The following is a 15,115-nucleotide window of genomic DNA, read 5'->3' on the forward strand; positions in this document are numbered from 1 at the left end:
ATTAAATTATTTAAAGATGACAAAAATAGCTGTTGAGATTTTTTGATAGATGTCATTGATAGCTAAAGTTATTGAGAATAATAGCAGATTTCAATTCCTTGCTAGTTGGATATTTCAATATTTAGTGGAAAAATCAAATTTGCCGCCAAAACAACCAAAAAAAGCATTATCGTCCCACATTTTACCAACAGCTTCGACAATGATTGGTGTATGTGTAACAGTGATTACGTTTTTGCGGACAATGAATTTCCACATGAAAACTTATGCTGATGATATATTAGGAGTTGATACCCTGATATTCATTACTTCTTGTTTTTTATCATATCTATCTATCAGAAACAATAATAATAGTAATTTTGAATTAATCGCAGATAACCTATTTTTAGTAGGGATGTTTATTATGGTTGTTGTTGGCTTACTAATATTACATTTGAAATAATAAATTAAATTGTTTTATTATGAGGTGGTAGATCGTCGCGGACTGGCGTTAAGTGGAGTTGAAGAGTCAATGGTGAAGTGTTAGCGATCGCTTGTTAACTTATTCAAATCTTCAGATACAAACTGGTTGGTGTAGTCATATTTTTATCCGCTACGGTTTTTGTCTAACGGTAATTTCACTGACTTTTTGCAGGTTGCACCCAAGAAAAATAGAAATTATAATGCTTTATTTTCCATTTTTACTAGTTTTTACTGATTTCTTTGTTAATTTTTATAACTTTCTCAGAGACAACGAGAGTTCAGATCCCCGACTTCTTCAAGAAGTCGGGGATCTCGCAGTCCATCAAAATTAATGTAGTAGACTACTTAGCATCGGCAACAACCCATCTGCGATTGTCGGCATCCCATAATAACAGGAAATTAACTGAACTAGAGACAACTTTTCCCGTTTTCAGTGTGTATTCTAACTGCGCATTAACAGTTGCTGTCTCTGCATTTGCTTGCACTAAATTAACTTGTTTAACATATACGCTTTGCACTCTATTTCCCCACCAATCTATATAGGAAACATAGCCATTGGGGTGGAGTTTGCGATTATTTTGGAAGCTAGGAGTTAGCAAATTCCAAGAATTTTGAAACTGACCTTGATTGATATTTGCGTAATAATTTTGTACAGCTTGTTCTGGTGATGGTCGATCAATAGGTGTTGGTGTTGAGGGATAAGATTGCAGAGATGGGGTGGGTGTAGGAGAATAATCAGTCACCCTGGGGCTGGGAATAGTTGTAATTGGGGTTGCTGTCTCCTGTGGTTGATTGCGGATTGTTGCAGAGTCATTGGCTGATATTGTTGACTGTGCAACTGGTTGAGGTTGTTTATTGTTGTTGAGAGCAAAACCAATAACGATCGCACCACCAATCAAACCACCTGCAATTAAACTCGCAATCAAGACTCCTTTTTGTTCATTGTTTGGGGGGTGAGGATTGGGCGGTTGATGAGATGGAGCTGGGCTGACGGGAATTGTATTTTGTTGATGAGATGCGGCTGGGCTGACGGAAATAGTCTGTTGTGTTGGTGCTACTTGTGGGGGCTGATAAGGTTGTGTGGGAGGAAAGGTATTTGCCCCAATTTGCAAGGCTTGTAGCATTTCTCTAGCGCTGGCGAAGCGATCGCGCGGATGATAGGCGATCGCGTGATCAATTACGCCTGCAAATGTCGGACTGACATTTAAAGCATGTTGAGACCAAATAATCTCTCCTGTCCGGGGATCTGTTTCTAGTTGTGGCGGTTGTATCCCCGTCAGCAAATAAATTGCTGTCATTCCTAAACTATATATATCACTGGAAAACACTGGTCTACCCATTGCTTGCTCACTGGGCATATAACCTGGTGTACCAATGACAATTGAACTGGTAGGATTACCTTGGGAATTAAATACCGTTCCCATTGTTTCCCGCACTGCACCAAAATCTATGAGTACAGGTTTTTGGTCGCGATCGCGCAGGATAATATTATCTGGTTTAATATCGCGGTGAATAATCCGCTTTGTGTGGATATACTCTAGAACTGGTAACAAATTTACTAATATTTCCCGCACAGCACTTTCACTAAATAGTCCTTGCTGTTGCATTTTTGCTGTGAGAGTTTGTCCCTCAATCAACTCCTGAACTACATAAAATTGCCCCTCTGACTGGAAATAAGCATACAAAGAGGGTATTTGGTCAGTAGCACCCCCCAAATCTTCTAAAATCGCCGCTTCTCTTTGAAACCGTTCTTGTACCAGTTGGTAAATCTGCGGGTTGTTTTGAATCGGTTTGAGTTGTTTAATCACACAACGACGCTTAGAGGGCATTTGGGTATCTTCTGCTAGGAAAGTCTCACCAAATCCACCGCCCCCCAAAGTCTGAATAACTTGATAACGATTGTTCAGCAGCGTTTGCATAAATTGGCGTTAGCCAGTCAGAATAAGGGTACTTATTGTATACTTTATAGCATTTTGGATTTGGGATTTAACGGGTCGCGGAAGTCCTCATATTCACTGCACCCCACCCCTTAATCCCCTCCCTGCAAGCGGGGAGGGGAGACAAAGCGTCGCTTTGTCGGGGTGGGGTTCTTGAGATTTAGTAAGTAATCAAGCGGACATGATATGATTGGCGATCGCGTCAGCACACCTATGAAAATATCCGATTATTGTCCTGCTATAAATATCTGCTCAACTGTTAAATTTAATTCGGAGAATGTGGGCGACTGAATTTTATCACTACCCCGAAATTGAGTCACTTGATATTCACCATTAATCAATTGATAAAGTGAAAAAGTAGGTTGTTTAGGATTGCCAATAAATTTTCTCGCCCCTAATGCTGCATAGTCAACCACCCAATATTCAGGAATACCCATTTCCTCGTAATCAGCAAGTTTTAAATAGTAATCATCTCGCCAATTCGTACTTACAACCTCTATAACTAAAGGGATTGATACACCATTGATAATAGTGGAAGATTTTTCCCAAAGAGGTTCGGAGCCTAAAGCTGCATCATTGACAATTAAAACATCTGGGAAATAACCTGATTCTCTTGCCGGTGGTTTTACTATTGCTTGATTGGGGATAAAGTACGGAAGATTTAACCTGTCAAACTCCACAGATAGCTTTCTTACCAAAAACCCTTTTACTTTCTCATGTTTACCTGTAGGCTGTGACATTTCGGCAATTTCCCCATTGTGCAGTTCGTAGCGTACCCCAGAGTTTTCGGGATACCAAGCAATAAATTCATCAAAAGTAATTATTTTTGGTACAGCTTGAGTCATAGCATCTTAATTTCTGTTTAGGTTTATCTTTCTTGGATCGCCAGAATATTTATGACATACTTTTTAATTTGGTAACCCCACTTCTGCCCAAACAGCAGTGTATTGAGAAGAAGATGTTGGATCGGTAAAATAATCTAAGTTAAGAATAATTATTTTCTCTTCCTTTGCCAGTGTACTTATCTTTTCTGCTAATTTATAATCAGGTTTTTGTGGTTTATTTTTCCTGACGTTTACTCCGTTAATTACCGTCACTTGCGTACCAACTTTAGGGACAACAGAGGGATAAATAGTAACAGGTTGAGATGTTTGAATCAGGGGTTCTCCAATTGTGGCAGTACCTAAAGTATTATTGACAGCACCAAGCCTAATCCAACCACGAGATAAAGGCTGATTTGCTTGAGTTGATTGATTTTGAGCAATAAACCAATTAGTGATAGGAAGAGCGATCGCAGTCACACCAATTAAACCACAAACCATCAAAATAACTAGAAATATTCCCTTTTTTCCATTGTCTGGATTTGGAGATTGATGAGAGAAGCCTGGGCTAACAGAAACTGTATGTTGAGTTGGTGCTACTGGCGTATTAATTAATGGTGGAGGGTTATAAGTTTGTGTGGGTGGAAAGGTATTTGCCCCCATTTGCAAGGCTTGTAGCATTTCTCTGGCGCTGGGGAAGCGATCGCGCGGATGATAGGCGATGGCGCGATCAATGACGCCTGCAAATGTCGGACTTACATTTAAAGCATGTTGTGACCAAATAATTTCGCCTGTGCGGGGATCTGTTTCTAGTTGTGGCGGTTGTATCCCCGTCAGCAAATAAATTGCTGTCATTCCTAAACTATATATATCACTGGAAAACACTGGTCTACCCATTGCTTGCTCACTGGGCATATAACCTGGTGTACCAATGACAATTGAACTGGTAGGATTGCCTTGGGAATTAAATACCGTTCCCATTGTTTCCCGCACTGCACCAAAATCTATGAGTACGGGTTTTTGGTCGCGATCGCGCAGGATAATATTATCTGGTTTAATATCGCGGTGAATAATCCGCTTTAAGTGAATATACTCTAGAACTGGTAACAAATTTACTAATATTTCCCGCACAGCACTTTCACTAAATAGTCCTTGCTGTTGCATTTTTGCTGTGAGAGTTTGTCCCTCAATCAACTCCTGAACTACATAAAATTGCCCTTCTGACTGAAAATAAGCATATAACGAGGGTATTTGGTCAGTAGCGCCGCCCAAATCTTCTAAAATCGCCGCTTCTCTTTGAAACCGTTCTTGTACCAGTTGGTAAATCTGCGGGTTGTTTTGAATCGGTTTGAGTTGTTTAATCACACAGCGACGCTTAGAGGGCATTTGGGTATCTTCTGCTAAGAAAGTCTCACCAAATCCACCGCCCCCCAAAGTCTGAATCACTTGATAACGATTGTTCAGCAGCGTTTGCATAAATTGGCATCGTTAATAACCAGGATAATCCTCAATATATTTTACTTTGTATGCTGTCGTAAACTGAAGAGTAAAAAATCTAGATATCCTCTTATTTTCAATTATTTATTGCTGATTTTTAGCATTAGCAAATATTGCGGCTGCGTTTGCTGAACCTACATATCGCCAGTGCCAAGGTTCAAAACTTACTCCTTGCTTATTGTTGCGAGTAAAAGACAGTTCAAAGCCAAATTCTTGAGCATGTTTAGTCAACCAACGATAAGCATCAGTATTTTCAAATGCTAAAGTAATATCCTTTTTAGGAGATTTACCATCTGTTAAATCTAAAGCAAAGCCTGTATGGTGTTCACTGTATCCAGCAGGGGCACTAATTTTTGCTGCTTCTTTCTCAGAACCCCGGCGCTTAATTTGGTCTTGAAATAATTTTTGTTGTTGTTCAATAGTCCGGAATCCAGAAACCGGAATAATCCAAATTCCTACTTCTCTGGCTGCATAAGTCATTTTCATAAATGCTTGCACAGCTTCAGTATTCAAATACTCAAAGCGTTGATCTGCACCACTAGCATAGCTACCAATCAACATCATTTGATTGCGTTCGGCTTGTGCGTAAGGAAAATGCCCATAAGCAAGCTGATTAGATGTTGTTGTTTTTTTAACTTGTGTGGTTCTTGTTATTTCTATTGGTGTAGTATTAGTCGGAATAGCAGTTGGTAGGGCTGCGGTATCTAAGCTTGGTTGCGCAGAAACTGTAGTTGTTGCCGTTGGCGAATTTTTAGCTTGAACAGGTACGTTTGAGGTAGAAAATCGCATCATTAAGATACCGCTAATGATGACACTTAGTGCCACAACTGTCGCAATTAGTAAGATTCTGGCAAGATAAGGTAGTTTTGAGAACAATCTCATAATTATTTGCTAATTATTTCAGTAGAGGCTATTTTCCAACGTTGGTCTACAAGCTGCAAATTATAGCGCACTGTTCTGGTTTTAAAGTCAGTTTCTTTAGGCAGAATGTTGCCATTTCTGTCCAGAAGTTTACGGTCTTCGGTAACTTTTACTTGAATCATTGCTTGGTTACCATTGACATAAAAATCGTCTACGCCATCAATTTGTTGTAAACCATATTTGTAAGAATGACCGTCAGTTTTGAGAGAGTTGATAGAACCATCATAGCCAGCAACGTCGGCGTATTGTTTACCAGTAGTTAACTCAGCGGCTGGACTAGAATCATAGGGCGGCGCAAACATGACTTTCTTTGCTTGTAACCAATTATTAATTAAATTTTTTGCTCCTGCTTCTGTCAGTGTCGCTGATGCTACAGGTTTGTCTGTGCGGGTTGTATTATTATTGATAGGTATGCTTGATTGTTCTGTGTTAGGTGTTGAAGGGTAATTTGTTTGGGGATTAGAATTAGACGAGTTTGAATCGATTGATTTAGATGTTGTGGGCGGTAATGTTTGTTGATTATTAATAGTAGGTGAAGGCGATGCGGCTATGGTGTTTGATGGCTGTGGTTGATTAGATAATTGTCCTCTGACTAACCATACACCACCGACAACTAATGAGCCGATCGCACCGCCAATAATTACCCCTTGTTGCCAAGTTGCTAATCCTTTCGGCGATGGCGTTGGATTTGCAGATGGGGAGGATATCTGCGGCTGGTATGGCGGTGGTGCAGCTGCAACTGTTGGCGTTGGGACATAGCCTGCTGTTACTGGTGTGGTAATTACAGTTGGCGCAGAAATTGGTACAGTCGGTGCAGAAATTGGTACAGTCGGTGCAATTGGTGTCTGCAATGCTGCTAACATATCTTTAGCTGTGGGATAGCGATCGCGTGCTGATTGTTGAATGGCTTTATCCAAAATAGCTGCAAAATCGGGGCTAATGTTAAAAGCCAAATGTCGCCAGAGAATATCACCTGTCCCCGGATCTGTGGGGATTTCTGCGGGTAATTTCCCTGTGAGTAAATAAATCGCTGTCAGTCCTAAACTATATATATCACTAGAAAATACTGGTCTGCCTACCGATTGTTCCATTGGCATAAATCCCGGGGTACCAATGACAATTGACTGGTTGGAGTTGCCAGAAGCAGTAATAATTGTACCCATTGAGACTTTGACTGCGCCGAAATCAATTAATACAGGCTTGCCATCAAAGAAACGCAAAATTATATTATCTGGTTTGATATCTCGATGTACTATACGCTTGCTATGAATAAATTCTAAAACTGGTAAAATATCAATTAAAATTCCCTTAACTGCGCTTTCACTCAATACACCTTGCTGTTGCATTTTTTGACTCAAGGTGTGACCTTCAATATATTCTTGTACTAAATAAAACTGCCCTTCTTCTATAAAATAGGCATACAATTTCGGGATTTGATTGCTGCGATCGCCTAGTTCTTCTAAAATTGCTGCTTCCTGCTGAAACCGTTGTTGTATTAATTGGTAAACCTGGGGATTATTCGCCACAGGTTTGAGTTGTTTAATCACACAACGACGGCTTGAGGGCATTTGGGTATCTTCTGCTAAAAAAGTTTCCCCAAACCCACCACTTCCAAGTACGCGCAAAACCTTATAACGATTATTTAATATTGTCAAGGTCATCAGATAACACTCCTATTTAAAAAGCTCACGCCAAGCCGCAAAGAAAATCTCTATATTTTCTGGCTTTGATGCCATGCCCGATATTGTAACTTCATAGTTTCTTCATCTAATTTGTATTTCGCTGTCCAATATCATAAACTCTTAATACCGCGAATAAATTTAATTTCTTCGGAAAAAATTAAATTTTGATAAGTCAACTGAAGCATGAAGGATGAGATATGCAGTATGCAGGATAAAATTAACCCTCCTATCAAGCAAAAAAGCGGAGATAAGGCTTTCTTACACCTGAATTTTTCCAGACTGCAATGCAGCATGAATCAGGGCGAAATCATCTTTTGCAGCCACAGACTTGTACCAATTCCTCATTTCTTTCTTTATCCTTCATCCTTCATCCTTTAATAGCGATTTATGGTACAGCCACCTTCACAAAGTCGGACTGTTTTTAGCGCAAATCCCTTTTTAGAATTAAACAATCAAGGCGAGATTATCTATTTTGAACTCAAAAAACCACAGCATATTTTGGGACGAGATCCCAGTATGTGCGATTTACTGGTTCCGCAACATTGGGAAGTGGTTTCCCGTTGTCAAGCGGTGTTACGCCAGGATGGTGCAGAGTACCGCATTCATGACGGTGACGCGCAAAAACCAAGTAGCAATAAGCTATATGTCAATCATTCCCTGATCACTCCTAAAGAAGGCTATTATTTAACTCATGGACTGGAAATTCAAATTGCCCAAAACCCAAATCAACTGATTCAAATTAAATATTGCAATCCCTCCAACGCACATTCGGTAACTACACCAGCAATCCGGGCGATTTCGTTAAAACAACGATCAATTTTACTTGGACGCGATCCGCAAGCTAATTTACAGTTAGATGCACCGACAGTTTCCCGCCGTCATGCGACGATTGACACTGATGGGCAAGGACGCTACATTTTGCGGGACTATAGCACTAATGGGGTGTTTATTGACGGTAAACAAGTCATGGGGACAGCTGTACTGTCAAATGGTGCGAAAATCCGCATCGGGCCGTTTACTTTAGTGGTACGCGATGATAATTTAGAAATTCTCGATCAAGGCGATCGCATTCGTCTAGATGCACAGAATTTACTTTTAGAAACTAAAGGTAAGCGCCGACTAGATGATTTATCTTTTGCGATTGAACCGAGACAGTTTGTCGCTTTGGTTGGGGGGAGTGGTGCGGGTAAGTCTACTTTAATGCGGACGCTGTTAGGAATTGAGAAAATCACCAAAGGTGTTGTGCTTCTCAACGGTGAAGATTTACAAAAAAACTTCAATTTATACCGCACCCAAATTGGTTATGTCCCCCAAGATGATGTAATTCACCGGGAATTGACAGTTGCAGAGGTACTCACCTATGCAGCCAAATTACGCTTACCGCCGGATATTAATCTGCAACCATTGGTAGAACAGGCGTTAGCAGCTATTAAAATGACTCATCGCCGTCATGCTTTAGTTAGTGATCTCAGCGGTGGACAACGTAAACGAGTTAGCATTGGCGTAGAATTACTCGCCGATCCGAAATTGTTCTTTTTAGATGAACCCACCTCCGGACTCGATCCTGGCTTGGATAAACAGATGATGCAGCTATTAAAGGATTTAGCCCATCAAGGGGGAAGAACAATTATTTTAGTCACCCATGCGACAGCGAATATTACCGAATGCGATCGCATTGTCTTTCTCGGTTTGGGTGGTAGACTATGCTATTTTGGTACACCCCAAGAAGCTTTGAAATTTTTCGGCGTCAGTGATTTTGCAGATATCTATATTAAACTCGAACAAGAGCAAGCAGTTCTTGATTATGCACTGCTATTTCAGCAATCTCCCTTTTATCAACGTTACATTGGCAATCAAATAAATACCGTCACCCCACAGTTAACAAAGTCTTTTGCACCGACACGGAAAAAAGTTTCCTTTTGGCAACAGTGGTTTTTATTAACACAACGGTACTGGCAATTAATTTTACGCGATCGCGTCAATCTTCTCCTCTCACTGTTAACAGCGCCCATCGGGATTAGCCTGATCACCTTAGCCATCAAAGATAAAACACCCTTTGTTTTAGGTACACAACCAGATCCCACACTCGCACCCTTAGCTTTGCAAGTATTGTTTGTGTTTACTTGTGCAGCATTGTGGGTAGGACTTTCTAGTTCTGTACAAGAAATTGTCAAAGAAGGAGCAATTTACTTAAGAGAACGCTTAGTTAATTTGGGATTATTAGCTTATCTTGGCTCGAAAGTAACAGTACTATCAATTTTAGCGATCGCCCAAACTTTGTTGATGGTTGCAGTCATTCTCATCGGCTTTAAATCTCCCCATCCCGAATTAATTCCTTGGCCTGTGGGATTAGCAATTACAACATTTCTCACATTATTAGCTAGTTTTAGCTTGGGTTTATTGGTCTCTACAACTGTGAAAAATAGTAGCCAAGCGAATAGTACTTTACCATTACTCTTGTTACCACAAATTATTTTCTCTGGAGTTTTATTTAAGACAAATGAAGGTGTAAATCAATTTTTATCATGGTTGATGTTAAGTCGGTGGTCTGTAGGAGCTTATGGTTCTTTAGTAGATGTTAATAGCTTATTACCTGATAGCGCTACAGTTCCCCAACCATTTGAACGGACAGTGTATACAGCAACATGGGGAAATTTAAATTTAAATTGGGGAATTTTATTGTTACATACAGCAATTTATTTAATTATTACTTTTTGGTTGCAAAAGCGGAAAGATATTTTTTAATTGTTAATGAGCATTGGGCACTTGTACTGAGCGAAGTCGAAGTAAGTAGCTCAACATAATTAAACGTCAAATGTCATTACGAGCGAAACGCAGTGTAGCGAAGTAATCGCCAGGAATCTATTTTACGTTTTTCAAAGTTGACCTACTTATTGGGCATTGGACATGGGGCATTTGTCCCCCTTGTCCCCCTTCCCTTGTCCCCACTGCCCCCCTTGGGAAGCAGCAGGGCTGTTTCGTTCCCTAAAATGGTTAAAATTGCCAGAGTCAAACGCACAATTTCGGGGAAAAATTTTTGCGCCTTAAGCCATAAATACGTTATTTTTCTTTGCGCCTACCCTTCGGGAAGCCGCTTTGCGTCTATGCGCCTTTGCCTGAGATTATCCTCGATATATTACAAAATAAACTTTTTTTGGACTAAATTAATATCTAGTATATAAAAAAACAAATAAATTATATTATTTATCAGTATAAATATGTATGTCTTTTTAGGTTAATTTGGATGTTTGCAAGCAGTTTAGTAGATTGTGTTCAGATACCCCAATATACTTTCCTAAGAACTGCTGTATCTTTTGCATATTGGATATTGGATTCCGCACCATAGTAATAGCTAATCTTTGTTGTAAAATCTACCCTTGCTGACAGAAAATCTGTTTTATAATCTGCAAAGACTGGGATAATATTCCATTTACCTGTAGCGGATAACAGACATCTCTATCAAAAGCTTTACGTAGGCTGGAATGCAATCATATTGAGGAATGCACTATGTCAAATAGCTCAGGGTTGTATATTTTACTAGTCAGCGTTCATGGGTTAATTCGGGGTCAAAATTTAGAATTAGGACGAGATGCTGATACAGGCGGACAAACGAAATATGTGCTAGAACTCGCTCAAGCCTTAGCGAAAAACCCTCAAGTAGAACGTGTAGATCTAGTCACCCGTTTAGTTAACGATCCAAAAGTTAGTTCTGACTACGCCAAACCTGTAGAAGTTCTTTGTGACAAAGCGCAAATTATTCGCCTTAACTGCGGCCCCCGTCGCTATCTCCGCAAAGAAGTTCTTTGGCCGCATTTGGATAACTTTGCTGATGAGTTACTCAAACACCTGCGACAAATTGCCAAATTACCCAATGTGATTCATACCCATTATGCAGATGCAGGTTATGTGGGTTGTCGGGTGGCTGGTTGGTTAGGTATCCCGCTTGTACATACCGGTCACTCCCTTGGACGTGTCAAACAACAACGATTGTTAGAACAGGGAAGCAAATCGGAAGTTATTGAAAATAATTTTCATCTTACTACTAGAATTGAAGCCGAAGAAACTACACTTGCTAGTGCCGCCTTAATTATTGCCAGTACTTATCAAGAAGTATCGCAGCAATATCACATTTACGACCACTATCAGCCACAAAGAATGGTTGTAATTCCTCCTGGGGTAGTACTTGAACGCTTCTACCCAGTTGGGCAAAATTGGCAGGAACCGCCGATATATAAAGAGTTGCAACGCTTTCTCAAAGACTCGCAAAAGCCGATGATTATGGCGCTTTCCCGTCCGGAAATGCGCAAAAATGTCGCTACTCTGGTGAAAGCCTATGGCGAAGATCCACAGTTACGTCATCTGGCGAACCTAGTCCTGGTTTTAGGAAACCGAGATGATATTACAACGATGGAATCGGGGCCGCGTCAGGTACTCACAGAAATCTTCCAGTTAATCGACCGCTATGACCTCTACGGTTACATCGCCTATCCCAAACATCACGGATCTGATGAAGTACCGGAACTCTATCGATTGCTGGCAAAAACGCGAGGAGTCTTTATCAATCCAGCATTGACTGAACCATTTGGTCTCACCTTAATCGAAGCTACAGCCTGCGGTGTGCCAATTATTGCCACATCAGATGGCGGGCCGAGAGATATCATAGCGGCTTGCGATAATGGTTTGTTAATCGATCCCCTAGATATTCAACAGATTCAGGATGCTCTGCGCAAAGCACTGACCGATACTGAACAATGGCAACTTTGGTCTACGAATGGTTTAAGTAGAGTCCGAGAAAATTTCTCTTGGGAAACCCATGTAGAACGCTACCTCGAATACGTGCGTCAACTACCGCAACGACGAGTCCAATCTTTGCTGAGTCCATTGCGACAAGGGCCAGCCAGCAACCTAACTGATTGGAACATACCCGAAAAAAATCGCTTACCAACAGCAGATCGCTTCCTGGTGTGCGAAATTGATAATACCCTGTTAGGTGACCCAGATGCACTGCAACAATTAATCGATCGCTTAAATAATCAAGGTCACACCACTGGAGTCGGAATTGCTACCGGACGCAACCTAGAAAATTCTTTACAGATGTTGGAAGAATATCGGTTTCCCATGCCCGATGTGCTAATTGTATCTACGGGTACTGAAATTTACTATGGTTCTCAGGTCATTGCAGATATCAACTGGCAAAGACACATCAGCTATCGTTGGCAACCAGACGCAGTACGCCAAGCAATGACAGAACTACCAGGAGTGATGCTACAACCTCCAGAAAATCAAGGTAAGTTCAAAATTAGTTACTTTATTGATGAAGAACAATCTGTGAGTTATCGGGAAATCATGCGTCATTTGCGACAGCATCGGCTTCATGTTAAAGGTATCTATAGTCACAATATGTATCTTGACCTAGTACCAATCCGAGCTTCTAAAGGAGATGCTATTCGTTATTGTGCTTTAAAGTGGGGATTGCCAATCAAACGGTTTTTAGTTGCAGGTGCATCGGGTAATGATGAATCAATGCTAGCTGGTAATACCCTAGCTGTGGTTGTGGGCAACTACAGCCCAGAATTAGAAAAGTTGCGTAGCTATCCACAAGTTTACTTTGCTCAAGGGCATTATGCTTGGGGCATTTTGGAAGCACTCGATCATTACGACTTTTTTGGCGCTTTATCTCAGACAGAACCTGAATTGAACGGACACGGGGATGCAGGAACGCAAAGGCGCGGTGAAGCAATTACAGGAGTTTTATCTTCTTGAATCCCACTGTTGATTCTATGATGTGAAAGCTGCGATCGCGCGGCATATAGAGAACTTTGCACCAAATCATCAAGAACACCCACCAGCAAAGCCGCATCTCCATTCACCTAGTGAACGCGCTTCTCGATCGCCACGATGTACTTCGGGCAAAGCTTGGAGTCCAGATCATTGGCGATCGCATTTATCGCATTTGATGTAAAACAATGGGCGATACTGGATTTGAACCAGTGACCCCATCCGTGTGAAGGATGTGCGCTACCCCTGTGCTAATCGCCCGTAATCCCCAATTATAACATATCTGCCTCTTCTTGAAGACTACTGAGAATAGTACCTCATTTTTCAATCCCCTTGGGGATACTCATCCCATAAGGTTGTGATCTCGCGTAAACTTTGATGATTGCCATTGCCTAAAATTAGATGGTCTAGCAGAGGAATACCCAAAAACTGCGCTCCCGCTAATAACTGGCGTGTCAATTCTATATCTTCTTGGCTAGGTTCAACATTCCCAGAAGGATGGTTATGTGCCACAATCACCCGCGTTGCACCTTGACGAATTACTTCTCGAAAAATTTCGCGGGGAGAAGCTAAGGTTTCCGTGGCAGTACCTATGGTAATGACTTTTGTCCCCAATAAGCGATTCTTGACATCTAATAGCAAGACTCCAAAATGTTCTTGGGTTTGCCACATTAAATTTTGACTCAGCGCCGCCGCCGCCGCCTGTGGGCTATCAATAATTTCACCTTCTGGACGGGATTGAAAGGCGCGTTTGCCTAGTTCTATTGCCGCTAAAATAGTGGTTGCCTTTGCTGGGCCGATTCCGGGAATTTGCATTAATTCCGCCGGGGTAACTTCGCGCAAAACTGCCAAAGGATCACGCTGGTGTTTGCCCAATTCACTTAAGATATATTGTCCTAAACCTACAGCAGATAGTTTTCCTGGCCCTTGACCAGTACCGAGTAAAATTGCAATTAACTCAGCTGTGGCTAAAATTTTGGGGCCATGAGCCATTAACCGCTCACGCGGACGCTCAGTCTCAGGCATATCAGCAATTCTGAGGCAATAAGTCATAGAATAACCGCGAGAATATCTACCATAGTTAGGACTATCTTTAGTTATCCCTTGTTTGCTCGACAAATTATGCTGATTTGAAAAAATATTTAATTTTGATCGCTAGGTAGAAGGGCTGGGGGGAGACGCAACTATCCAGAGGGTGAAAGATGTTGGAGAAAGCGATCGCTTCCATGACACTGCATCAAGGACGATCGCCTGACCCCTCCTTCACTGTTCAATAGATTTCAAAGCTGTAGCCCTTATTCCGTATAGGTTAGAGCTTTACAAGCGTGCCATTCCATCCCCGATCTGAGATCTTTTTCAAAAGGTGACATGCTGCCGATGATGCATTTCTATCATTCTTCAGCAAACCGCTCGGATTTCTCACTCTTTTGCTGTATGCTAGTTAATCCAAGTTAAATTTTTCCCACTATAGTTCCGGCAAAGGTTCTGAGAGGATGTCTGAAGATTCTTGAATAAGCACATTAGTGGCTCTGTGGATCTATATAATAATTCCCATTGCCTAAATTTATAAAATTTTCAGTAGAGCCAGATGAAACTCATAAAAAAATCGGAAAAACTCCTCCTCAACAAGATCAAGATTATGGAGGAAATAGAAGAAAATCTTCAAGACGATACTATTGATGCTCCAGAATCGGCAGCAATAGCAATGGAAAAACAAGTATTGAATATAGAAAATCAAGAACCTAACTATATCCCTATGCGAGATAATCCTGTAGTCCAATCAGTAGGGAATACAGGATGGCAGGTTTCGGAAATTTGGAAGGAGATTAGATTGGATAATTTCTAGTAATAGCTAATGACAAAGGAACATCCCACCAGATCTAGGTACTAGAGAAGACCGATTTTCATACTTAGTTGTGAGATTTTGAGGTTTTGGTGAGCAAATCTAGTATCCTAACTCCGGCAGAGCCGAGAATGATTCCATCTGTCAATTGTCCATGAGATTATAATTTGGCTCAAG

General features: G+C 41.0%; 11 protein-coding genes and 1 tRNA gene. 4 read left to right on the forward strand and 8 right to left on the reverse strand.

The features are described from left to right. Nucleotides 1–114: 114 nt before the first annotated feature. The 6 genes from AACU32_RS05550 to AACU32_RS05575 all read right to left on the reverse strand — a co-directional run bounded on the left by AACU32_RS05550 (nt 115) and on the right by AACU32_RS05575 (nt 7,296). Nucleotides 115–255 carry a hypothetical protein gene (locus AACU32_RS05550; protein WP_339377537.1) on the reverse strand — a complete coding sequence of 47 codons (141 nt, stop codon included), beginning with the start codon at nt 253–255 and terminating at the stop codon, nt 115–117. Nucleotides 256–800: 545 nt separating this feature from the next. Next, a complete protein-coding gene (locus AACU32_RS05555; protein WP_096598607.1) occupies nt 801–2,378 on the reverse strand; it encodes a protein kinase domain-containing protein in 1,578 nt (525 codons plus the stop codon). A gap of 245 nt (nt 2,379–2,623) precedes the next feature. Then, nucleotides 2,624–3,241: a Uma2 family endonuclease gene (locus AACU32_RS05560; RefSeq protein WP_096598609.1), complete on the reverse strand. Its 618-nt coding sequence runs from the start codon at nt 3,239–3,241 to the stop codon at nt 2,624–2,626. A gap of 63 nt (nt 3,242–3,304) precedes the next feature. Further along, nucleotides 3,305–4,693 (reverse strand): serine/threonine-protein kinase, encoded by a 1,389-nt coding sequence (locus tag AACU32_RS05565; RefSeq protein ID WP_096598611.1) that lies wholly within the window; start codon nt 4,691–4,693, stop codon nt 3,305–3,307. Nucleotides 4,694–4,798: 105 nt separating this feature from the next. Continuing rightward, nucleotides 4,799–5,596 carry a M15 family metallopeptidase gene (locus AACU32_RS05570; RefSeq protein ID WP_339377539.1) on the reverse strand — a complete coding sequence of 266 codons (798 nt, stop codon included), beginning with the start codon at nt 5,594–5,596 and terminating at the stop codon, nt 4,799–4,801. A 2-nt stretch (nt 5,597–5,598) separates the two neighbouring features. Then, nucleotides 5,599–7,296: a protein kinase domain-containing protein gene (locus tag AACU32_RS05575; protein WP_339377540.1), complete on the reverse strand. Its 1,698-nt coding sequence runs from the start codon at nt 7,294–7,296 to the stop codon at nt 5,599–5,601. A 408-nt stretch (nt 7,297–7,704) separates the two neighbouring features. On the opposite strand from AACU32_RS05575, the gene AACU32_RS05580 reads away from it, so the two are divergent. The 3 genes from AACU32_RS05580 to AACU32_RS05590 all read left to right on the forward strand — a co-directional run bounded on the left by AACU32_RS05580 (nt 7,705) and on the right by AACU32_RS05590 (nt 13,279). Further along, nucleotides 7,705–10,062, forward strand: a complete 2,358-nt coding sequence (locus AACU32_RS05580) for an ATP-binding cassette domain-containing protein (RefSeq protein WP_096598616.1) — start codon at nt 7,705–7,707, stop codon at nt 10,060–10,062. Nucleotides 10,063–10,824: 762 nt separating this feature from the next. After that, on the forward strand, nt 10,825–13,080 hold the full coding sequence (locus AACU32_RS05585; protein WP_096598618.1) for an HAD family hydrolase: 2,256 nt from the start codon (nt 10,825–10,827) through the stop codon (nt 13,078–13,080). A 22-nt stretch (nt 13,081–13,102) separates the two neighbouring features. Further along, complete coding sequence (locus AACU32_RS05590) at nt 13,103–13,279, forward strand: hypothetical protein (RefSeq protein WP_339377541.1); 177 nt, start codon at nt 13,103–13,105, stop codon at nt 13,277–13,279. Nucleotides 13,280–13,284: 5 nt separating this feature from the next. Here the strand turns inward: AACU32_RS05590 and AACU32_RS05595 are convergent. Together AACU32_RS05595 and radC are read right to left on the reverse strand one after the other, a co-directional pair. Continuing rightward, nucleotides 13,285–13,356: transfer RNA gene (locus AACU32_RS05595), tRNA-Val, on the reverse strand. Between the two features lie 63 nt (nt 13,357–13,419). Next, on the reverse strand, nt 13,420–14,148 hold the full coding sequence (radC, locus tag AACU32_RS05600) for a RadC family protein (RefSeq protein ID WP_096598620.1): 729 nt from the start codon (nt 14,146–14,148) through the stop codon (nt 13,420–13,422). A gap of 535 nt (nt 14,149–14,683) precedes the next feature. Here radC and AACU32_RS05605 point away from each other — a divergent pair. Next, nucleotides 14,684–14,941: a hypothetical protein gene (locus AACU32_RS05605; RefSeq protein WP_096598622.1), complete on the forward strand. Its 258-nt coding sequence runs from the start codon at nt 14,684–14,686 to the stop codon at nt 14,939–14,941. The last annotated feature ends 174 nt before the right edge of the window (nt 14,942–15,115 follow it).

This window comes from Calothrix sp. NIES-2100, from assembly GCF_963875285.1.
Lineage (GTDB): Bacteria > Cyanobacteriota > Cyanobacteriia > Cyanobacteriales > Nostocaceae > Aulosira.

Excerpts from the sequence above, each read along its gene's own strand:
- AACU32_RS05570 (WP_339377539.1), bottom strand. The coding sequence starts at position 5,596 with ATGAGATTGTTCTCAAAACTACCTTATCTTGCCAGAATCTTACTAATT.
- AACU32_RS05585 (WP_096598618.1), top strand. The coding sequence starts at position 10,825 with ATGTCAAATAGCTCAGGGTTGTATATTTTACTAGTCAGCGTTCATGGG.
- AACU32_RS05560 (WP_096598609.1), bottom strand. The coding sequence starts at position 3,241 with ATGACTCAAGCTGTACCAAAAATAATTACTTTTGATGAATTTATTGCT.
- AACU32_RS05580 (WP_096598616.1), top strand. The coding sequence starts at position 7,705 with ATGGTACAGCCACCTTCACAAAGTCGGACTGTTTTTAGCGCAAATCCC.
- AACU32_RS05575 (WP_339377540.1), bottom strand. The coding sequence starts at position 7,296 with ATGACCTTGACAATATTAAATAATCGTTATAAGGTTTTGCGCGTACTT.
- radC (WP_096598620.1), bottom strand. The coding sequence starts at position 14,148 with ATGACTTATTGCCTCAGAATTGCTGATATGCCTGAGACTGAGCGTCCG.
- AACU32_RS05550 (WP_339377537.1), bottom strand. The coding sequence starts at position 255 with ATGTGGAAATTCATTGTCCGCAAAAACGTAATCACTGTTACACATACA.
- AACU32_RS05565 (WP_096598611.1), bottom strand. The coding sequence starts at position 4,693 with ATGCAAACGCTGCTGAACAATCGTTATCAAGTGATTCAGACTTTGGGG.
- AACU32_RS05555 (WP_096598607.1), bottom strand. The coding sequence starts at position 2,378 with ATGCAAACGCTGCTGAACAATCGTTATCAAGTTATTCAGACTTTGGGG.
- AACU32_RS05605 (WP_096598622.1), top strand. The coding sequence starts at position 14,684 with ATGAAACTCATAAAAAAATCGGAAAAACTCCTCCTCAACAAGATCAAG.